A 19,454-nucleotide genomic window follows, 5' to 3' on the forward strand; every position below is an offset into this window, starting at 1 on the left:
GACCGGCAGCGGCAGCAGAAAGTTAAGCAGTTCGCCAAGCATCGTGACGAGAAAGATGATAAATATCTGTTTTGCGTATTTCATATAACGACCTTATCTCTGTAAAAATATGAAAGTTTTCTAAGCTGTCTTCCGGCAGAGGATCGCCGCGGCGGCACAGGCGGCGGCGACGGCGGTGCTTGCGCGCATTATGCGGCGGCCGAGCGACACGGGGACAAACCCCTCCGCGAGCAGCGTTTCGCTCTCACGCGGAGCCCAGTCTCCCTCCGGCCCGATGGCGACCGCAAGGTGCGGCGCGATCTCTATCTCGCGCAGCCGCCTCGTATCCGGCGCAAGCAGCGCGGCGAGGCGCTGGGCGGGAAGCGTTTCAAAATCTATCGCGGCAAAGGGCCGCGGCTCGTGCAGAACGGGCGGCGTCGCCGCCCCCGCCTGCTTGGTCGCCTCGTCAAGTATCTTACGCCAGCGCGTCATCTTGCCGGCGAGCTTCGCCCCCTCATAGCGGGGGACGCTCCTTTCGCAGATCAGGAGGTGCACCGCGCAGACTCCGGTCTCGGCACAGAAGCGCAGCGCGTCGTCCAACTGGTCGTTCTTCAGCAGTCCGAGCAGCAGCTCCACCCTGGGAAGGGCGATATCCTCCCGTACCCGCGATATCTCGCGCGCGAAAACTGAATCGCCGCGGTATTCAAGCTTTAATTCGATCTTTTCACCGTCCAGCAGCCCCTCGACAAGCGAGCCGGTATAACAGCGGCGGACGCGGATGAGATGGTGCGCCTCCTCCGCGTCTATTTGCCACAGACCGTTATTGAAGGCGCAGCGCTCAAGCCTCAGCCTTGGCAGCGACACCCCACCATTCTCCCTTTACAAGTTCTTCGGCCGGCGTCATCTTCGCCGCCGCGAGCGCCTTGAGGAAGACGGGCTTCTCCTTTTCCAGCATGCCGGAGAATATTGCCACGCCCTCTTTGCCGATGACGGCGGGAACATCGGCGACCATCGTCGTGAGCGGGTCGAGCAGAATGTTTGCCGTGAGGATGTCGGCGGTATGTCCAAAGTCTTTCAGAAGATCCCCGGTAGCGAGGTCGATCTTTTCAAGATCAAGCTCGTTGAGTTCAAAGTTTTTGCGCACCTCTTCGATGACCGTGGGGTCGATGTCGCGCGCGTAGGCGCGGCCCGCGCCCATCTTGAGCGCGCCGATCGTCAGTATCCCCGAGCCGGTGCCGATGTCGGCGGTGGTGACGCCGGGGCGGATATATTTTTCCAGCAGTTCGAGCACGATCTGCGTGCTTTCGTGATATCCGGTGCCAAAGGCGCTGCCGGGATTGATATAGAGCGCCGTTCGGTCCGCGGGCTCCGAGCCTTTGTGCCACGGCGCGAGCACGACGAGGCCGCGCCCCACGGGAAGCGGAGGGAAGGCCTCTTCCGCCACCACGTTCCACGGCTGGTTGTCTATCTTTCCCCAGTCCTCGATCTCAACTCCGGGGAACTCCTTCATCGCCTCGAGGAGCCGCCCCTTCCAGAACGCTATCTCCTCGTTGCTCCGGTAATACATGCGCAGACGCGAGTTACCGTCGGGAAGCTCCTGCAGCTCCGTGCCGATGCTCTCCGAGATATCCGCGAGTGAGAAGAGGTTGTCCTCCTGCCCGGCCTCGGATTTTATCGTTATATACCACCAGTAATTGTCGCTGTTTTGCATGGCAGTCAGCCCCTTTCACCATTACGTAAGGCGGCGGACGAAAGTACCTCTTCCGTCTTTCCGAGCGCCGCCCGCTAATTGTACTCTATTATAGTCTTTTTATGGTATGTTTTTTTATATATTTCGCATAAAGCGCCTCTATTGATTTTCACCGCGGGGACCATGTTATACTAGGCAAAAAACGGAGGTTCGGATGTGAAAAAATTTATCGCGGCAGTCATTCTCATCCTGTTCGGCTCGGCGGCCTGCGCCTCGGAGCCCGCAGAAAATTTCTGCGGCGTGACGGACGATATGCTGAGCGCCGATTACTGGATAAGGCATACAAAGGGCGCGCGTCAGACGATACTCACTCTGGAAGAGGCCGCCGCGCTCTCGCGGAAGATCAAGGAGACTCCCGGCACACACTGCACAGATATATTGGCCTATCCCGAGATGCTTCCGCGCGGCCTTATCCTGCAAAAGATGAAAAACTTCTCCGCGCGGCCCAGGGAGAGGCGGTACATCGGCGCCACGGAGGCCGGCGAGGACTTCTGGCGGCGGGTCGAAGAAAACGCGGACACCGGCGCGGTGAAGGAGACGGAGATGATCCGCTTCGGCGTCGCCGTAAAAAACGGCCTCATTAAAACGCTGCCCTGCGAAGAGCCCCTCTACAGCGGCGCGGACGACATCCTCTTCGATATGAACGTGGAGAGCGCCGTCAAGATATGGGAACCGCTGGCGGTGCTGCGCGAATCGGCGGACGGGGCATATTTCTTCGTCGAAAGCCCCTGCTGCGCGGGCTGGATAAAAAAGGATGGTGTCGCGCTCACCGACAAGAAAACGCTGAAGGAGCTGGCCGCACGTGATTTTTATGTGGTCACGGGAAGCCGTGTGACGACCGACATCAGAACCTCGGAGCCCGAAGCCGGACGCCGGGAGTTCTTCATGGGGACGAAACTTCCCGCCGCCGACGGCGCCGCCTCTGTCGGCGGCGTCTCCACGGCCTTCAGCCACGGCGTGCTTGTACCGGAGCGCGGCGCGGACGGCTCCCTGCGCATCGTCGCCGAACGTATCCCCCTCGGCGCGGAGCTGTCGCGCGGCTATCTGCCTTATACGCAGGCCAACGTGATAAGACAGGCTTTCAAGATGCTCGGCGAACGCTACGGCTGGGGCGGCACCTATGGCTCGCGCGACTGCAGCGCCTTTACACGCGACATCTACCTCACCTTCGGCATAGAGCTGCCGCGAAACTCCCTCCAGCAGGCGCTGACGCCCGCAAAGCGCACCGACGCCGCAGAACTCACGGCGGCGGAGAGGGAAAAGCTGCTCGCCGGCTCCCCCGCCGGGACCCTTGTGCAGATGCCGGGACACATCATGCTCTATCTGGGGACGATAAAAGGGAAACCCTACATCATCCACTCCGTCTACGCTCTGGCCCCCTCCGACGCAGGCGGCGCGGATGGCGTGAGCGTACTCAACTGCGTCGCGGTCACCGATATGGAGATGAGACGAAGGAACGGCAGCCGGATCATCGATAATATCGCGAATATAAATATCATACGATAAAAAAGAGGGGCCGCCAGACGGCGCGCCCCTCCGCTGTATCCTCGTAGAGATTTTTTATCTTCCGAGCATCATCAGCGCGAAGACCTTCGCCTCGTTGAGCAGATGCTCGATCTTCGTATATTCGTTCGGCATGTGGGCGCAGTCCGATTCCTGCCCCCAGACGACGGCGGGGATGCCCGCCCTTCTGAAGTAAGCGCCGCAGGTGCCGCCGCCGACGCCGCCGACCTTCGGCGCGACCTTCGGGAAGACCTTTTTCACCGCGGCCAGCAGCTCGGTCACGACGGGGGCGTCGGCCGCCGTCGGCTCAGGAGCCTCCTCATACTGCGGGAAACGGTAGGTTATCTTCACGCCGTACTTTTCCTGCGCCTTTTTGATCTCAGCCTCGACGACCTTCTTTACCTCTTCCAGCGGCACCGTCGGCAGCACGCGGCAGTCGAAACAGAATACCTCCACGCCGGGCACGGTGTTGATATTCGCCACGTTCGCGCGGCGTCTCGTCGGTTCGAAGGTCGACTCCGCAGGGTCAAAGAGCTTGTCGGTCTCGGGGAAGGCGGCGTGGAGAGCCTCGTCAAGCGACGCCGCAAAGCCGTTCGCCGCGCGGCAGGCGTTGACGCCGAGGTTCGGCAGGCTCGCGTGCACCTGTTTCCCCTCCACCGTGAACTCCATCCAGCAGATGCTCTTTTCAGCGATCTCGATAAAGTCGGCTTCCTCCGTTCCCATATCAGGAACGACGACGAGGTCGTCCTTATCGAAGAGCCCCTTCTTTATGAGATACTTTATCCCGTGCGTGCTGCCAACCTCTTCGTCGGCGACAAAGGCGAGGCAGACCTCATATTCCGGTGTAAGGCCAAGTTCCTTTATCGCGAAGAGACCGTAAAGCGAGGCGATTACCTCCTGCCCGTTGTCGTTCACGCCGCGGCCGTAGATGCGCCCGTCCTTGACGACGGCCTTAAAGGGATCGGTCTCCCAGAGGGAACGCTCGCCCTCGGGAACGACGTCGGTGTGCGCCACGATCCACAGGCGGCAGCCGCTCTTGCCGGGAAAGCGTACGATAATATTCGGACGCTCGCCGCCGGCGGCCTGCGGGTCGGAGGAGGCGTAGACCTTCACATCCTCAAAGCCAAGCTCTTTGATCTTCTTTAAAAGATACTGCGCCTTGTGAAACTCTCCCTCGCCGCCGTCAAGCGGGCTGATCGCCGGATAGGAGATCATCTCTCCGAGAGCCTCCACCATCAGCGTCTCCAGTGACTCGATCTTTGTCAGAAGTTCTTTGCTCACGATGACACCCCATTTCTATTTTTTAAAGACTTATTTTGCGTTCACCACCATTTTATACCACTGGAATAGTTTTTTACAGCGCCAATAATAATCAAATAGCCGTGTAGACGTAAAAACGCCGGACATAACGTCCGGCGTTCAAAAACTGAAATATCCGTTTATCCGAGATTACAGAGAGGCCTTCGCCGCCGTCCACACGGCCTTCGCGATCTCCTCCACGGCCTCGTCGCTCATTCTGATGTTCAGTCCGAACATCACGGCACGGGAGAGAAGCGACTCCGCCTGCCCCATCGTCTCCGGCGCGTAGGAGGGAGTGCGGTTTCCGAAATATTCCCTCTCGCCCATCTCCGCGAGCGCCTGCCAATGTTTCGCGTAATGCCAGGTGTTGTCGGCGATGACCGCGCAGCCCGCGCCCGCCTCTTTGGCGGCAGCCTGGAACCTTTTTGCCGCCTCCGCGGTGGGCAGCATGAATATCACATGCGTCGCGGTGTCGCCTTCCGCGTCGTGCATCGGGCGCGGAGTCAGCCCCGCCGCCGCTCCGGCGTCAACGATCTTTTTCTTTGAGGCGCGCAGTGCCGCGAGCGCCGCCGGCATCTTTTCCAGCGCGACTACGCCGAGCGCCCCCTGCACCTCGCTGATACGGTAATTGACGCCGAGACCGAATTTACCATCCGCGCCGCGGTCGTGTTCCTTGCTGTGGATGTGGCCGTGGTCGTGATAACAGTCCATCCGGTACCAGATGTCGTGATCGTCGGTGAAGACCATGCCGCCCTCGCCGACGGTGAGGGTCTTGTTGGGGTCGAAGCTCCAGGTGCCGCAGGTCCCGATGCTGCCGAGCGCCCGTCCCTTATAGGTGCCGCCGACCACCTCGCAGGCGTCCTCGATTATGGGTATGCCGTATTTCCTGCCGAGCGCCGTAAAAGCGTCCATATCGGCGGCGACGCCGAACATGTGGACCGGCATTATAGCCTTCGTCCGCGGCGTAATGAGCCTTTCCGCGGAGGCGGCGTCAAGGCTAAGCGTCTCGTCGATATCGCCGAATACCGGCACGGCGTCGCAGGCGACGATCGCCTCCACCGTCGCGATGAAGGTGAACGGCGAGGTGATGATCTCGTCCCCCAGCCTGATGCCGATGCCCTTGAGCGCCGTTATCAGCGCCGCCGTGCCACTGGAAAGCGCCAGCGCGTACTTCGAACCGGTCAGCGCCTTGGCCTTCTCCTCAAAATCCTCCGCCCTGTAGACGCCGCCGCGTGAATCGTGCGAGCCATAGCGGTGTATCATCTTGCGTTCGATGACATCCGCGACCGCCCTTACCTCGTCGCTGTTAAAAATTTCCGCGCCTGCCATTATTCGTCACTCCTCTATTATTCTTCGATAGATTTTTTCCATATAATCCTTTGTAGCGGTCTCCTGCCAGCCGTCGCCGAAGCAGCTGTGCCACAGTTTATCCATGCCGAGCGCCGTACGCGTCATCTTTTCAATATCCTTCGCGCCGATACCGTAGTCCGAGGCCTTCGGCATCTCCAGGCCGTTTATCTTGAGGAAGCGGCGGGTGTCGGAGTAACCGTCAGGATAAATATCCTCGAGGACGCTCATCGAAATGGTCACCGCGACGCTGTGAGGCAGATGCGGCGCGCTGTTGCTGAGGCCGTATGAAATGGCGTGCGCCGCGCCGACGCGGCCGCCTATCGTACTGCTGCCGCCGAGCACCGAGGCCATCGCCGACTTTATCGCGAGTCCGAGGTCGTACGCCGAGAGGTCATGGGAGAGCACCTCGCGCGAAAGGGCAAGCCCGTCCTTCGCGTCTTCGATCGCCTCGGGGGCGCTCGTCCTGCTCATCATTATCTCATAATGATGAAAATAGCAGTCCATCATCGTGAAAAAGCGGTTAAAGTGCGGCGCGCCCGCCGAGAGCTGCGGATCGATCACCGCGACGGTCGCCTCTGTGTACGGGTTATTGATGCCGAGTTTCTTCTCCGGCCCGCGCAGCACGGCGATCGGGGTGATCTCCGCCCCCGTGCCGTTGAGCGCCGGCAGCACCCAGATATCCGCACCCTTCTTCATTGCGAGGCCGTAGCCCTGATAGCGCTGTGCCGGCTCCGGGTTCGCGAGGCAGATGGCGACCGCCTTCGCGAGATCCATAGTCGCGCCGCCGCCGACGCCGACGACCGTATCCGGCTCGTCCGCCAGCCCCTTTATCAGCGCGCGCAGCGAATCAACGTCGCCGGTACGCGGTTCGGAAAAGGTCGCGTCAAAGACGAATAAATCTTTTTGCGCGAATATCTCCGCGAACTGAGGCTGCTCCCTGAGCGCGCCGTCCGCGATAAAGAAGGGCCTTCTGCCCCGCTCTTTAAGCTTTGCCAGCAACTCCGACGTGCCGTCGCCGGACAGCACGATCTCCGTCGGCACGGTGGTGCGCCACCAGGGGGAAAGTTCCGTAAAGCTCTTCATATCTGTGGGTATCTTCATCATCGTAATATCTCTCCTCTTATAAAAATCAACAGGCCAACATCCGAAGGGGGGCAATGCCCCTCTCTGCTTGTCACATCCGCCGCGCCGACGCGGAGAATCACAGGCCGGAGAAATATTTTTCTATCTTCAGCAGGTCTTCGGGGGTGTCTATCTCAATCGTGTCACGGGCGGCCGTCACGCACTTGATCGCGTGGCCCTGCTCTATCACCCGCAGCATCTCAAGGCTCTCCGTCTTTTCAAGCGGAGTCTGCTCGGAGGCCGCGAAGTCAAGCAGAAAACCGCGGCGCCATCCGTAAGGACCGATATGCTTATACCACACGCCGCCCTCGGCACGCGGGTACGGTATCGGCGAACGGCTGAAATAGAGCGCGCGTCCGCCGCCGTCAAAGACGGCCTTAACGATATTATTCGCGCGGACCTCCTCCATATCCTCAATCCGCTTCACAAGCAGCGCGAGCATCACGGAGGGGTCGCCGTCGAGAGCCGCGACGAGAGGGTCGATCATATCGGCGCCCACCAGCGGGTCGTCTACCTGAACATTGAGGACATAGTCCGAGGGGATCTCACGCGCGACATAGGCGACGCGGTCGCCGCCGCTCGGAAGCTCCGGCGGCGTCATCACCGCCTCGCCGCCGTGGCGCGAGACAAGCGCGGCAATGCGTTCGTCGTCGGTGGCGACAACCACCCTGTCGACAGAGGCACAGGCCGAGACATTATTCAATACGCGGATAACGAGAGGAACGCCGGCAATCTCGATCATTGGCTTGCCGGGAAGCCTGGTGCTGGAATATCTGGCTGGAATCACTGCAAGGGTCTTCATCCCTCTAACCTCCTTCACCGGCAGCCTATGCAGTGTATGGCCGTCATTAACGGCTTTCTCGGCTGCCAAATTTTGGTTAAAGGCTAAGAGTACACTCTAAGTTTTCATTTGTCAAGAAATTTTTAAAAGTTATCCGAAGTAACGAAAAGAACAGAACGCCCCCACGCGCAAGCTGCGGCGTGAGGGCAAGAGCTACTTCGTATCGAGTTCGTATATCGTCCAGCGCAGCGACTCCGCCTTACGGCAGGCCTTGTAGTCCCCCTTGAGGAAGAGATCCTTGAATACCGCCTCACCGCCAGGCTCGATCGTCGTCTTTTCTATATACACGTCGCCGATCTCCTGACGCCGGTTGTTGAGAAAAACGAGCGCGGCGTTAAATACCACCGGCTTGTCGCCTCTATTCATCAGTATTATGCTCACACCGTTCTCCGTCACCTTGAGCCCCTTATAGGTGATTGGGTCGCCATCCGGTATCACTCCCTTTTTGCCGAAAGCGGCAAAAGAGACGCTGGCGAAACAGAGTATTATAAGCAGCGCGGCTGTAAGTTTTTTCATTGGTCCATCCTCCATGCTTAAAATTTCACTTCGTTATTATAACAGTAAACAAAGCCGACGGCATTCCTCGCGGAAGACAAAAACAACGGCGCCGCAGACAGATTGCAGAAAACTACGCTGCCGTTACCGTTCTAATCTAATCTTTCTATCGCATCCTTAACCTTTCTCAGTGTGCCTAACGTGAAACTCCAGCATTTTCTTGAGACAGCGACATCGATCAGTTCGCTGTCGGATAGTTCTTCGTTCATTATTTTTTCATCTTCAAAATCGATAAAGGTCACCGCTTTAACAAGTTCTGTGTCGATAATCTGTAATATACGGTTGTCCGCCATTGCAATCGTCCTCTCATGATATAATAATTCAACATAATAGTTTGATATATACTTTTGCATGCATAAGCATAATAAAGCATATTTTTGTATGATTCAAGAATGAATAATAGTCTGCTTAGAGAGGTTGATGTTATCTATGTCCGAAAAGAAAAAACCATATTTTATGGTCAGAGTCGATGAAGACAAGGCCTCAGCTTTTAAAATTGCAATGAGATCGCGTGGACAATCCGCCCAATTCATCTTAGAAAAGGCCATAGACAGGTACATTGAAGAAAGCAAAATCGTTGAATCCTCTGCTCAATAAAAATGGCGCATAGTACCTTTTATTTATTAAGGACTGAAAGTTGCCGCCGTTGTTACCCTGATCATGATTGCCAAAAACACAAAGGCGCCGTCATCTGCTTATAAGCTCGTTTAATTTCACCTGCGAGCGAATTGGTGATCTGCAGCCATCGCGTGCGTCCAGTCCGCAGAAACGACCTGATCCTTAATCCCATCATCAATACCTCAAATTACACAATTTTTGTATAGACTCTCAAACTGGAAGGCCGCTCCAAACCGGTTCTTTCTGATTCACAACGGCAGTTTTCTGACTAGCTCCCGCAAAACTTTGATATGCTCACAGCCTTGATTATACATATAGCACGTATTATATTATCGACATCGTAAATTGAAAGATGGTGGTGAGATGAAGGACGCCGGCTTGCTAAAGAGACTAATCAACTACATGGGCGAGATGTTCCAAAAGACTTATTAGAAAAAATAATAAAAAAGACGGGGCTTAAATAGCCCCATATATCTAAGTTATAGAATGAAGAGACTTACTATATTGGAGGTACTATAATGATATTGATATATCCAGCAATTTTTCATAAAGAAAAGAATAGTTATTGGGCTGAATTTCCTGATCTAGTTGGTTGTCAAAGTTATGGTAGCGATCTGAAAGATGCCGTAATCAACGCGCAAGAGTCATTAGCGGCTTATGCATTGACCATATTAGATGAAGATAAAAAACTACCTGTGCCATCAGACATTGAGAAACTAGAGACAGAAGAGGGCTTTATATCTCTCGTGACATGTAATATTAAAATAGGGAAAAATAATAAATCCATAAAAAAGACTTTGACTATCCCCGAATGGTTGAATGATAAAGCCATTGCAAAAAATATAAATTTCAGCAAGGTTTTACAGGATGCGTTAATCGAAAAAGTAATTTAATATAAAGAGTAATCCCCTTACATTAAAAGGGCGAGAAACAAAAAAAGCCGCTGTCTCTTATCGACAACGGCTTCTTGTAGTGATTTCAATAATAAATGGCGGAGAGTGGAGGATTCGAACCCCCGGGGCTGTGACACCCAATTGATTTCAAGTCAATCACCATAGACCACTCGGACAACTCTCCAATTACGGTAGTGAATTATAAGGGATTTTTTCTATTAATGCAAGCTGACGTTTGTTAGAATGCATCCAAGAGATGTTGTCAATGCAGGAGATAGAGCGGCGGCAGCATGGGGTTCGCCTTCGGCAGCGCGGGCATCGTGATAATGAGGGACGCCCCTATTAAGAACAGCGGGCTCCGTTGAAAATAAAAAAGAGAGGATGGATAATTATGGCTGAATTCAAACTGAAGATACCAGATATGAGCTGCGGGCACTGCGAAAAGAATATACGCGAGGCGGTCTCAAAGGCGGGCGGCAGAGTAAAATCCCTTGACCTGAAGAGCAAAGAGGTCGTCGTTGAAATCGAGGCGGAGGCCGACAAGCTGCTGTACATCATCGGCGAAGCCGGTCATGACGCCGGGCTTATATAACATCGCACATTGTTCCAAGTACAGAGTCCCGGGGCGCGGCACGCTTCGGGGCTCTGTACTCGTTTACTATGATAGTCCTGCTTCCCCAGTTACTTCTTTCTTCTCAGCAGCACCGGCAGCGCCGCAAAAACCAGAAGCCAGGTAAATCCGGCGCTGCATCCGCCTGAGCCGTTCTTGGTCGCGGGCGGCGCGGGGGCGGCCGTCTGCGTCACCAGTGCGCCAGGGTCGGTTATTTTACCGATTTCATCGTTGTGGTCATAGAGTCCGTTGTCAAGGACGGCGATCTCAACTTGGTAGCTTTTTCCACGATCAAGCTCCGCATCACCGGCAAGTATGTCTCCCTCTTCGTTAAGTTCCTTTATTAGCCATTTCCCGTCCTTCAATTCGGACGTGCTGTCGACACGGCCTAATATTTCATAACAGCCCTCTTTATTCATCTTCACATAGCACAGGTCGTCCACCTTTTTCGAGCCATAAGGCATATTTCCACCCGATATATCGATTGCGAGGATCACTGCGGGCAATTCCGCTCCTGGTGCTGACGGGGCTCTTGCCGTCACTATCGGAAGAGGTGCTATATTTTCCACTGCCACTGTCTCCTTCTCCGCTGCGAGCGCAGCGGCCAGCGCCGGCTCCGAGAGCTTGCTCATACCTTTGTCATCAGTCACTAGCTGCCCCTTCACGGTCTCCGACGTAATATCCTCCGAGGCGGTGGTGCTTCTGGCCGTGTTGACCGCGAGAACATTTTCCGCAGGTCTGTCGTTTTCTTTAAAGATCGCCTTTGCCGGCTTGCTGTGATCCTCAATATTTATATTACAGGCCGTTTTCACGGTCTTTCCGTCCGGCGCGGTAAATATGGCGGTAATATCCGTAGATTTCGCCTCTGTACCGGCTGTGAAGGAGACGCTTCCATCCGGCTTTGTTACCAATACACCGGCAGCACTGTCTTCAAGGCTCCATTCCAGATTTCCGGTAGCATCGGCGGGGACGGTCTGCACACTGAGCGTCACCGTCGTGGATATGCCGACAGACAGTTTTTGATTAGATAGAGTAATGCCGCTTACGGGAACGACCGACGGTGGCGTGGCGGATACATGGATCTGACACTGCGCTGATATTCCGTCTTTAGACGCCTCGATCACCGCCGTTCCGACTCGTTCACCGCGTATCGTAATCATGCCTCCGCTGCTGCTCACTTTACTTACCGTGCCGGAACCGTCGGCAACCGTCCATGAGACCTCTTTATCGGCTACAGTCGTTGGAACTACCGCGGCCGTCACCGTTGCCTCCTGTCCGGCGTAAATATTGACCGAACCCGTGCTCAGCACGATATTTTCCGCCGCTGCAGGCCGTGCCGTCACCGTTATTTTCACCGTATCCGTTAGATTGCCCGTCCGCGCCGTTATCACCGCTTCACCGGTGTTTCGCGCGTCCGCCGTTACCAGGCCGTTTGCGTCGACTGCCGCGATCTCCTGGTTACTGCTGGTCCACGTTACCTCGCGTTCCGTTGAGTCCTCTGGATATATCTCCGCCACGAGCTGCTGACTGCCTCCCGTGATGATATTAGCCCTGTCCGGAGTGACGATCATCTCCCCAGCCGGTACCGGTACGTTCTCCTTTAGCTCGTAACCACCTTTGCCGTCCGGCCTTATTATCACGTTCGTCTTACCGTTGATAATAGCCTCATCGAAGCTGAGGCTGTTCGCGCCTCCGACCGTTATGTTGACCGCGCTGACGTCGTTGGCGGTCAATCGCGGCGCTCCTGACGCGGAACCCCCTATATAAAGGGCTCCGCCGCCGTTTAAAATAAGGGACGAAGAGCTTTCGGCGGTGAAGCCGGATTTGACCGTCAGCCTTGCGCCGTCTGCTATATTGATTTTCCCAGTGCCTTTGAGCGCAAGCGAGTAGAGGGCAGTATCCTCGTCTACGGTATAGCTCTCTCCATCGCCTATCACATAGGCCGCCGTCACCGTGACCGACTTTGAAGCGCTTACAACGCTGCCGTCAATGCCCGTTATCTCGGCGGTAACCACCGCTTCGCTCCTGCCCTGCGCACCGCCTGATACGGCGGTAACTTTACCGTTCTGATCCAGTTCTACGATTGAACTGTCCGAAGTGCTCCATTTTACCGTTTTTACCGCCGCGTCGGAGGGAGTCGGCGCCGCCGAAAGTTCGCAGAACGGAACGCTCGAAGGGCCGGTTATCTCAAGATCCGTTGTGCCGGATTTAACCGTGATTTCAGCATTCAATATTGGTTTGATGCTGTATGCGGCGGATATCTCCCATGCCTTTCCCCATTTCAGGTCTTTGGAGAGCGGGCTTAACGCGGCCGCTCCGTCCGCTGAAACGGCAAGGTAGTAACCAGGATGTTCGGGCAGGGTTATCGTGTAGATATCCTCCGAGAGGCTTACTTCCGCGTCTCCGACATAGGCCGTTTCAGTACCGCCGGAGGCCGCCAGCATCCAGCCGCGCGACGACTCCGCGAGGTCGCCGTCTATGGTTAATTTTAGGCGCGCGCTGTTTGCCTCACGAATCGCGAAGGCCATACAGAGCGTGTATTCCCTGTCTGCTCTGCCATCCTGCACGATGAAATAGTTGTCTTCTCTCGTCTCATCGCCGCTTGTTATGCCCAGCGCCTGCACCCACTTGGCGCCCGCTCCATCTTTTACACCGCCGTACTGGTCGAAGACCACCACGCGTGTCTTTATCTCAAAACCGCTCTCCACGCCGCCCGATACGCTTATATATTTTTCGGGACCGCCGCCGATTACGTCGTTAAGGCTCCGCGCGGCCGGTTCCGCCGTATCGCCAGACCTGACAAGGACAAAGAGGTCTATTCTTTCCAGTAGGTTGTCCGCGGTAAGCCCCTCTTTTACTGACGTGGGCAGCGACGCTATGTCGGACGGGGCTATTGTGAAGTTAGCCTGTACCGGCAGATATTCGCTGCCGTCATATTCCCCCGTGCCATGGCCGAAGAATGAGGCGAGGAGGCGCCATATTTTCGCGAATACGCTCTTGCCCTCCATGCCGACAGTGTTTTCCACAGAGACAAGGCAAACCTTTTCCGCCGAGGCCGCACCAAGATTCCAGTATTCGCCAATCGCTCTTTCTATCGCCTCGTCCGAGAAGATATCACGAGAACTCAGCTCGATGTCTCTGCTTAAAGCCGTTATCGGTTTAGCGCCGACAGTGATGCCCTCCGGAAGCCGGGCCTCATCATAGAGAGCCCTTAAAGCGTCATAGATGGCAAAGTCTTCCGTTGTATTGGCACCAATAGTTATAACGCCGGAGCCGTTCCCGTCCGTGCGCGCCGCTTCCGTAACTTCAGCCCTTCCCTGCGCCGCGCGGACCGTAACGGCAATACCGGCGGTGGGGAGGGACTTTTCCTCACCGTTCGTCTTATATCTCCACTCAGCCTTGACCTTCGCCGTGCCGGGATGGAGGGCCGCCACGATGTTGTTTGAAATAGACGCTATCGATATATCGTCAACACTGTAAGAGGGAGTTCCATATGATTCCGCGGGGGACACGTCGATGCTTACAGCAGAGGCTTCTCCCACGGTCAAGCTGAGAGCCTCCGGCGCGGCCGTGACAACCTTAGGCACAGGCACCAGCCGCTTTATATCATCGGCGTATTCGTATTCCATAGAACCAGCCGTTATCGTCACGCGGCTGCCATCGCCGACAGACAAAACCTCGTTTATCTCCCGCTCCGTCGGCAATTCAAGCGTAAAGACGCCGGTAGCCGCACCATTTACTACCAGCCTCGGCTTTACTCCGCTTATCACGATCTTTCCGCCCTCGGCCACAGACATGCCGCCGCTCACGGTCAGAATCGTATCCTGCGAAACGTTGAAGGTCTCGCCCGCCGCTACGTCGAGTGAGGCAACGGTCTTTTCCAGAATATATTCGCCAACGGCATAGGCCCCGATATCGGACGTCCTGCGCCTCACGCCGCGCGCGTCTACCGAGGGGACCTCATAACCGTCATATACGCCGGGCGCAAGCCCGGAATTATAGGCGGAGCCCTCAGAGGATATAGGGACGGTACGCACGGGGCCGCCGTTATCGCCCAAAGAGCCTAGCCCGGGGTCTTCGGTTATTGCGTCGTTCGTAAGAGTGGATGGAGTACAGCTATTAGCAGGTACGACGCAGTTGATTAGAGTAGAATTGTAGCCTTCACTATGATCATTATCATAGATCTCTTTTGACCTTTCGCTTGTATCTATATCACCCCATAATATCGTATTTATCAGTATAGGACATGACGAAGTGGCATTAAATATTCCGGGGCCGTACTGCGCAATATTTTTACTTAACGTGCAGTTGACGACAACCGGAGCCGCGTTGTTGTTATATATGCCACCTCCGTAACCAAAGACATTATTTTCTATAAAACTGCAATTTGAGAGTGCCAGTGTAGAGTGATAATTATAGACTCCACCGCCATACTTTGCGGAGTTGCCATAAAATGTACAGGCTGTAATTTCTGCTGAATTGGACCAGTTGAATATGCCTCCGCCACTTACCGCTTTTGTATTGCCTTCGCCATTTCGCGCGCTGTTTCCGATGAACTCACAGGAAGCTATTTTCGCGGAGCAGTCCGTCATATTGAATATCGCACCTCCATAGGCGATAGCACTGCTCCCGTCGGCGGTTACGGTATTGCCTTCAAAGGTGCTGGCCTCAATGACCGGCAGAGATGGTTTCGCTTTATATGATGTGTTATATATAGCGCCGCCGCAGGCATATTCGCTGGCCGCAGCATTGCCGGTAAAATTACATTCCACTATCGTGGGCGACGAGCCTTCGTTATATATCGCGCCGCCCTTGCCGCCGCGTTCGCCGGAGCCGATGGCTGTCCCGCCCGTGACCTGATTATTTTCGAAGGAGCAGCCCTTTATCAAGGGGGAAGATTCCACGTTGTATATGCCGGCTCCGCCGGTGCCGATATCGATATAGTTTTCACGGAAGACGCAGTTCAATATCTCGCCAGACGAATTATTGCAGTTGTAAATGCCGCCGCCGCCCGATGTCAATTCAACGGAGTTATTCGTAAACAGGGTGTTTTTTATGGTATAGGAAGAATTATCGTTATAGATCCCGGCCCCCAGGGATGCATAGGCATGATTCCCTTCAAACTTACATCCGTCGACGGTAAGCGAAGCGGAATCTTTCACATACATGGCAACTCCGCAGCGCGACCCCGGCGTGGCGTTATTGAGAAAGATACAGTCAGATATCGTCAGGTTTCCGCCACAGCCAACGATACGCATTCCAGCCCCCTCGCCGTCTCTGCCATAACCGCCAGTGACAGTTATGCCGTCCAGGACCGCCTCTTTAGAGCCGCCCCCGACACCTTCGGCAGTTATTACATGCAATGAATTGTCGTTTCCCGTATTGTCTTTATACCCCGCTTGGATAATAAAAACGTCATTGCTCGCAAGGTCGCCGGTGAAAACCGTCTGGTGTTTCACCGTGTCCCGGGACCAGATATCTCCCTCTCTAGCCCATCCTCCATATAGCTTGACCCCGTCGGTGAGTACAAAAGACTTTGTCCTGTCGTCGTCGGCAGTCGGTCTGTAGAGCCCTTCAGAGAGGAGATATTCCGTCTCGCCGGACTGGCCGCCGCGTGCCCGCAGCTCCGCGGCAAATTCATCGTTCCCCATAGCGTCTGCCCAGCTTTCGCCGCTTCGGCTCCCGGAACCATCGGGGGTCACATACCTCTTATCGGGCTGAGGCGGCAATGTGCAGGCGTAGGTACATGCGGACAGGAACAGCGCGGCAATAAAGAGACAAGCCAACAGATACGAATCTCTTTTAGAAAAACGGGACACTCTCATCAACGGCCTTTCTTAATCTATTATCCAAATAATGTTTCACCTATAAAAGTACATAACTTATACAGACTGCAAAAATGCGTTTGCCATACGGCACAAAAGACCACGCACTACAACATCGCTTCCCAGCAGCAGAAGCGATTAAAAATTATTGGATCAATGGATTGATACGGCGCATAAGGTAATAACTAACCCTAAAGGGATAGATCCTATGTAAGCGGCAACCGGCTGTCATAGCATTAACGCTTTAGACCCTGTGGCTTTGCGTCGCTGGCTTTCGCCAGCTTTGCCCTTTACGCTACCTGAGTATAGTATACGAGGAATATCCTTGCAAATCAATACTAATCCCATACATTAAAATAAAAAAGTCAGTACTTTATGACATTAAGTTGCATAAAAGCACTGACATCCAGAAAAAACTACATTCTTACATATCTTTAAGTAAGCTTAATACCCCAGCTCTTCACCGACTATTATCACGTGGCATTCGCGTCCAAGGGGCGCCCGCTCTATCAGGGTCACGACGCGGCATATCCGCTCCGGGCTGTTGCAGTCCATACAGTGGCCGGTCGCCGTGCAGGGGGTCTTTCTCGCGAGACGGAGCGCGTTTGGCGGGGAGGCGATATCGCGCGCGCGTTTTACCGCCGAATGGACATCGGAGCTGATCTTGTTGATACCGACGATATAGATGATCTTTCCCGGCGCCCAGGACATCACGGCGACCCGGTTGCCCGCCCCGTCGATATTCACGATCGTGCCGTCCATTGACAGCGCGTTCGCGCTGGTCACAAACCAGTCGGCCTGAAGTTCACCGAGCAGCGCCGCGGCGCGCTCCTCTGGGCTCATGTCCGGCAGCCAGTGCTCGGATATCTTGCAGCCCTTTTCCTCAAGCCGCTCCGGCAGGCCAATTTCACGCACCGTCACCGTCCCGGGGATGCCGACGGTCGCGCCCTCGCCGATCATTTCAAGAGCCCGCTCGCAGGCGGCCTCCGCGCTTTCAGCGTACTGCGCGGAGAATCCGCGCGCCTCAAGCGCCTTGCATACGCTCTCGCCAAGCTTCCGGTTGCTGGCCTTCTTTGCCTCTGATGTGTTCATATAATCACCCTTTTAGAAGAAACATTTAATACTTATCTTCATTATATGATATATTTCATATTAATACAAGGTGGAGATTAATGTTTCGCCGCCTCCCTGTCGCAGATCAGCTCTCCGGCTATCGCGTAGTTTTCCTTCGGCATTTCGTTGATTATGACCCGCACGGACTGCACCGGCGCGTCAAGCGATTTGCAGATCGCCTCGGTGACCGCATTGGTAAGGGCCCTTTTCTTTTCCAGATCTCTTCCCTCGATGATATTCAAGATCGCTATAGGCATCTTTCTTTCTCCTCACTTTTTCTCAGATAATGTTCAACGAAACTTCCCAATACGCCGTCGGCGGCGGGGCGGCTTCTGCGTGCGGACACAGAGGCCCTCTGCCGCAGTTCGTCCCCATCAACCTCTATTTCCAGCGTCCCTTTGTTCAAATCAATTGATATTATATCTCCATTGCGGACATAGGCGATAGGGCCGCCGAGAGCCGCTTCCGGAGATATGTGTCCGATGCATGGGCCCCTCGTCGCCCCGGAGAAACGCCCGTCCGTGACCAGGGCCGTCGTGTCGGAGAGGCCCGTGCCAACCATGAGCGTCGTCACCAGCTGCATCTCTCTCATGCCGGGACCGCCGATGGGCCCTTCATTGCGGATCACTACGACGGAGCCCTTCTCTATAGTGCCATGTTCGACGGCCTCCACCGCCTCCTCCATGTTTTCAAAGACGACGGCCGGCCCACGATGTACGCGCATATTTTCCGCCACGCCGGACTGCTTCACCACCGCGCCGTCGGGAGCAAGACTGCCCCAGAGGACCTTTAGCGAGCCGCTGCTGTGAAAGGGATTTTCCCGGGGACGAATGATATTCTTATCCTCCCAGTCGGCGGCCTCTGCGATCTCCCTTATGCTTTTTCCGCTCACGGTGCGCTCTTCGCCATGCAGCAGGTCTCCCAGAGACTGCAGGATCGCGGGCACGCCCCCGGCCACGTTAAGGTCGTTGAAGGGGACCGTGCCGGAGGGATGCACCTTTGATATATATGGGGTGGCGGCGCTGATCTCGTCCATCTCCGCCAGGGAGATGCCAACGCCGGCCTCTCTCGCTATCTCGCTCATATGCAGTACGAGGTTTGTCGAAGAGCCGATAGCGAAGCCGACTTTCAGGGCGTTTTCTATGGAATTTTTATTGACATAGTCCCTCGGCCTCATTCCTTCACGCGTCAAGCTGACGATTCTTCTGCCAGCCGTCACCGCCTCCTGCCTCTTCTGCGAGGTAAAGGGTGGGGTCGTCGCCGTCATGGGCAGTCCCAAGCCCAGCGTTTCGACGACGCAGCTCATTGAATTCGCCGTTCCCAGCATCGCGCAGCTGCCCTGCGTGGGCATCGTGCATTTTTCTATCTTTTCCAGCTCCGCTTTGGATATCTCCGCCTCAAAGTATTTTCCCGTATACTCGCGCAGCGAGGGCATGGAGAGTTTCTGTCCCTTATAGCAGCCGTTCTGCATCGGACCGCTCTGCACAAAAATCGAAGGGATGTTAACGCGAAGCGCCGCCATCAGCATGCCGGGGATTATCTTATCGCAGCTGCCGAGGAAGACCGCCCCGTCGAAACAGTGCGCCTTCAGCATTATCTCTATCGAGTCCGCGATCACCTCCCGGCTGGGAAGAGAATAGGACATCCCCCGGTGGCCCTGTGCAAGTCCGTCGCAGACGCCGATAGTACAGAACTCAAATGGAAGCCCTCCGGCCTCTGATATTCCCCTCTTCACAAAGGAGGCTATCTCCCTCAAGGGAGCGCATCCGGGAACGATCTCATTCCAGCTGTTTACCACGGCGATGAAGGGACGCGACATCTCTTCTTTTTCTATACCGAGTGAGTACAGCAGCGCCCGGTGACCGCCGCGGTCGACGCCGCACACCACCGCGTCGCTGGGCAGTCCTTTGGCCTTTATAATTTCATCCGTTGAATTGTTCATCAGCAAGCTCCTTGGGGGACAGGGTTTTTCCGGCGGCCAGTGGACAACGGTCCT

The 19,454-nt window shown here is 55.4% G+C and carries 16 protein-coding genes, 1 tRNA gene and 1 riboswitch; of the genes, 4 read left to right on the forward strand and 13 right to left on the reverse strand.

Annotated elements, in window-relative coordinates:
* Window positions 1-120: 120 nt before the first annotated feature.
* Window positions 121-843 (reverse strand): RsmE family RNA methyltransferase, encoded by a 723-nt coding sequence (locus LIO98_RS01195; protein ID WP_291952511.1) that lies wholly within the window; start codon window positions 841-843, stop codon window positions 121-123.
* Window positions 818-1,690 carry a 50S ribosomal protein L11 methyltransferase gene (locus LIO98_RS01200; protein ID WP_291952513.1) on the reverse strand — a complete coding sequence of 291 codons (873 nt, stop codon included), beginning with the start codon at window positions 1,688-1,690 and terminating at the stop codon, window positions 818-820. Before LIO98_RS01200 ends, LIO98_RS01195 begins: the two co-directional genes overlap by 26 nt.
* 195 nt (window positions 1,691-1,885) lie before the next feature.
* Between LIO98_RS01200 and LIO98_RS01205 the strand changes: the two genes are divergently transcribed.
* Window positions 1,886-3,235, forward strand: a complete 1,350-nt coding sequence (locus tag LIO98_RS01205; RefSeq protein WP_291952515.1) for an SH3 domain-containing protein — start codon at window positions 1,886-1,888, stop codon at window positions 3,233-3,235.
* Window positions 3,236-3,289: 54 nt separating this feature from the next.
* On the opposite strand, the gene LIO98_RS01210 is transcribed toward LIO98_RS01205, so the two are convergent.
* From LIO98_RS01210 to LIO98_RS01235, 6 genes are all read right to left on the reverse strand, one after another.
* The gene (locus tag LIO98_RS01210; protein WP_291952516.1) at window positions 3,290-4,513 is read right to left on the reverse strand and encodes a M20 family metallo-hydrolase; all 1,224 of its coding nucleotides are present in this window, start codon (window positions 4,511-4,513) and stop codon (window positions 3,290-3,292) included.
* A 168-nt stretch (window positions 4,514-4,681) separates the two neighbouring features.
* Window positions 4,682-5,860 (reverse strand): DegT/DnrJ/EryC1/StrS family aminotransferase, encoded by a 1,179-nt coding sequence (locus tag LIO98_RS01215; RefSeq protein ID WP_291952518.1) that lies wholly within the window; start codon window positions 5,858-5,860, stop codon window positions 4,682-4,684.
* Window positions 5,861-5,866: 6 nt separating this feature from the next.
* Window positions 5,867-6,985 carry an iron-containing alcohol dehydrogenase gene (locus LIO98_RS01220; protein ID WP_291952520.1) on the reverse strand — a complete coding sequence of 373 codons (1,119 nt, stop codon included), beginning with the start codon at window positions 6,983-6,985 and terminating at the stop codon, window positions 5,867-5,869.
* Window positions 6,986-7,082: 97 nt separating this feature from the next.
* The gene (gene kdsB / locus LIO98_RS01225) at window positions 7,083-7,805 is read right to left on the reverse strand and encodes a 3-deoxy-manno-octulosonate cytidylyltransferase (protein ID WP_066743187.1); all 723 of its coding nucleotides are present in this window, start codon (window positions 7,803-7,805) and stop codon (window positions 7,083-7,085) included.
* A 192-nt stretch (window positions 7,806-7,997) separates the two neighbouring features.
* Entirely contained in the window at window positions 7,998-8,360 is a 363-nt protein-coding gene (locus LIO98_RS01230; protein ID WP_291952524.1) for a hypothetical protein, read from the reverse strand.
* Between the two features lie 131 nt (window positions 8,361-8,491).
* Window positions 8,492-8,692: a hypothetical protein gene (locus tag LIO98_RS01235; protein ID WP_291952526.1), complete on the reverse strand. Its 201-nt coding sequence runs from the start codon at window positions 8,690-8,692 to the stop codon at window positions 8,492-8,494.
* A gap of 136 nt (window positions 8,693-8,828) precedes the next feature.
* On the opposite strand from LIO98_RS01235, the gene LIO98_RS01240 reads away from it, so the two are divergent.
* Both LIO98_RS01240 and LIO98_RS01245 read left to right on the forward strand, forming a co-directional pair.
* Window positions 8,829-8,996: a hypothetical protein gene (locus tag LIO98_RS01240; protein WP_291952528.1), complete on the forward strand. Its 168-nt coding sequence runs from the start codon at window positions 8,829-8,831 to the stop codon at window positions 8,994-8,996.
* Between the two features lie 539 nt (window positions 8,997-9,535).
* A complete protein-coding gene (locus LIO98_RS01245) occupies window positions 9,536-9,910 on the forward strand; it encodes a type II toxin-antitoxin system HicB family antitoxin (RefSeq protein ID WP_291952530.1) in 375 nt (124 codons plus the stop codon).
* A gap of 96 nt (window positions 9,911-10,006) precedes the next feature.
* On the opposite strand, the gene LIO98_RS01250 is transcribed toward LIO98_RS01245, so the two are convergent.
* Window positions 10,007-10,094: transfer RNA gene (locus LIO98_RS01250), tRNA-Ser, on the reverse strand.
* Window positions 10,095-10,301: 207 nt separating this feature from the next.
* Here LIO98_RS01250 and LIO98_RS01255 point away from each other — a divergent pair.
* Window positions 10,302-10,502, forward strand: coding sequence for a heavy-metal-associated domain-containing protein (locus LIO98_RS01255; RefSeq protein WP_291952532.1), 201 nt, complete (start codon window positions 10,302-10,304; stop codon window positions 10,500-10,502).
* An 89-nt stretch (window positions 10,503-10,591) separates the two neighbouring features.
* Here the strand turns inward: LIO98_RS01255 and LIO98_RS01260 are convergent, their stop codons facing one another.
* The 4 genes from LIO98_RS01260 to ilvD all read right to left on the reverse strand — a co-directional run bounded on the left by LIO98_RS01260 (window position 10,592) and on the right by ilvD (window position 19,400).
* Window positions 10,592-16,171: an Ig-like domain-containing protein gene (locus LIO98_RS01260; protein ID WP_291952534.1), complete on the reverse strand. Its 5,580-nt coding sequence runs from the start codon at window positions 16,169-16,171 to the stop codon at window positions 10,592-10,594.
* A gap of 387 nt (window positions 16,172-16,558) precedes the next feature.
* Window positions 16,559-16,643: riboswitch (cyclic di-GMP riboswitch) on the reverse strand.
* 146 nt (window positions 16,644-16,789) lie between these two features.
* Entirely contained in the window at window positions 16,790-17,437 is a 648-nt protein-coding gene (locus LIO98_RS01265) for a lactate utilization protein (protein WP_291952536.1), read from the reverse strand.
* Between the two features lie 77 nt (window positions 17,438-17,514).
* On the reverse strand, window positions 17,515-17,715 hold the full coding sequence (locus LIO98_RS01270; protein ID WP_066743065.1) for a 2-hydroxymuconate tautomerase: 201 nt from the start codon (window positions 17,713-17,715) through the stop codon (window positions 17,515-17,517).
* The gene (gene ilvD / locus LIO98_RS01275) at window positions 17,706-19,400 is read right to left on the reverse strand and encodes a dihydroxy-acid dehydratase (RefSeq protein ID WP_291952538.1); all 1,695 of its coding nucleotides are present in this window, start codon (window positions 19,398-19,400) and stop codon (window positions 17,706-17,708) included. The genes LIO98_RS01270 and ilvD overlap by 10 nt, the downstream gene beginning before the upstream one ends.
* Window positions 19,401-19,454: the final 54 nt, after the last annotated feature.

This window comes from Cloacibacillus sp. (genome assembly GCF_020860125.1).
Lineage (GTDB): Bacteria > Synergistota > Synergistia > Synergistales > Synergistaceae > Cloacibacillus.

Bases quoted from the DNA above. Each gene is read 5' to 3' on its own strand.
- LIO98_RS01200 (WP_291952513.1), bottom strand. From the start codon at position 1,690: ATGCAAAACAGCGACAATTACTGGTGGTATATAACGATAAAATCCGAG.
- LIO98_RS01215 (WP_291952518.1), bottom strand. From the start codon at position 5,860: ATGGCAGGCGCGGAAATTTTTAACAGCGACGAGGTAAGGGCGGTCGCG.
- LIO98_RS01220 (WP_291952520.1), bottom strand. From the start codon at position 6,985: ATGATGAAGATACCCACAGATATGAAGAGCTTTACGGAACTTTCCCCC.
- kdsB (WP_066743187.1), bottom strand. From the start codon at position 7,805: ATGAAGACCCTTGCAGTGATTCCAGCCAGATATTCCAGCACCAGGCTT.
- LIO98_RS01230 (WP_291952524.1), bottom strand. From the start codon at position 8,360: ATGAAAAAACTTACAGCCGCGCTGCTTATAATACTCTGTTTCGCCAGC.
- LIO98_RS01235 (WP_291952526.1), bottom strand. From the start codon at position 8,692: ATGGCGGACAACCGTATATTACAGATTATCGACACAGAACTTGTTAAA.
- LIO98_RS01240 (WP_291952528.1), top strand. From the start codon at position 8,829: ATGTCCGAAAAGAAAAAACCATATTTTATGGTCAGAGTCGATGAAGAC.
- LIO98_RS01245 (WP_291952530.1), top strand. From the start codon at position 9,536: ATGATATTGATATATCCAGCAATTTTTCATAAAGAAAAGAATAGTTAT.
- LIO98_RS01255 (WP_291952532.1), top strand. From the start codon at position 10,302: ATGGCTGAATTCAAACTGAAGATACCAGATATGAGCTGCGGGCACTGC.
- LIO98_RS01260 (WP_291952534.1), bottom strand. From the start codon at position 16,171: ATGGGGAACGATGAATTTGCCGCGGAGCTGCGGGCACGCGGCGGCCAG.
- LIO98_RS01265 (WP_291952536.1), bottom strand. From the start codon at position 17,437: ATGAACACATCAGAGGCAAAGAAGGCCAGCAACCGGAAGCTTGGCGAG.
- LIO98_RS01270 (WP_066743065.1), bottom strand. From the start codon at position 17,715: ATGCCTATAGCGATCTTGAATATCATCGAGGGAAGAGATCTGGAAAAG.
- ilvD (WP_291952538.1), bottom strand. From the start codon at position 19,400: ATGAACAATTCAACGGATGAAATTATAAAGGCCAAAGGACTGCCCAGC.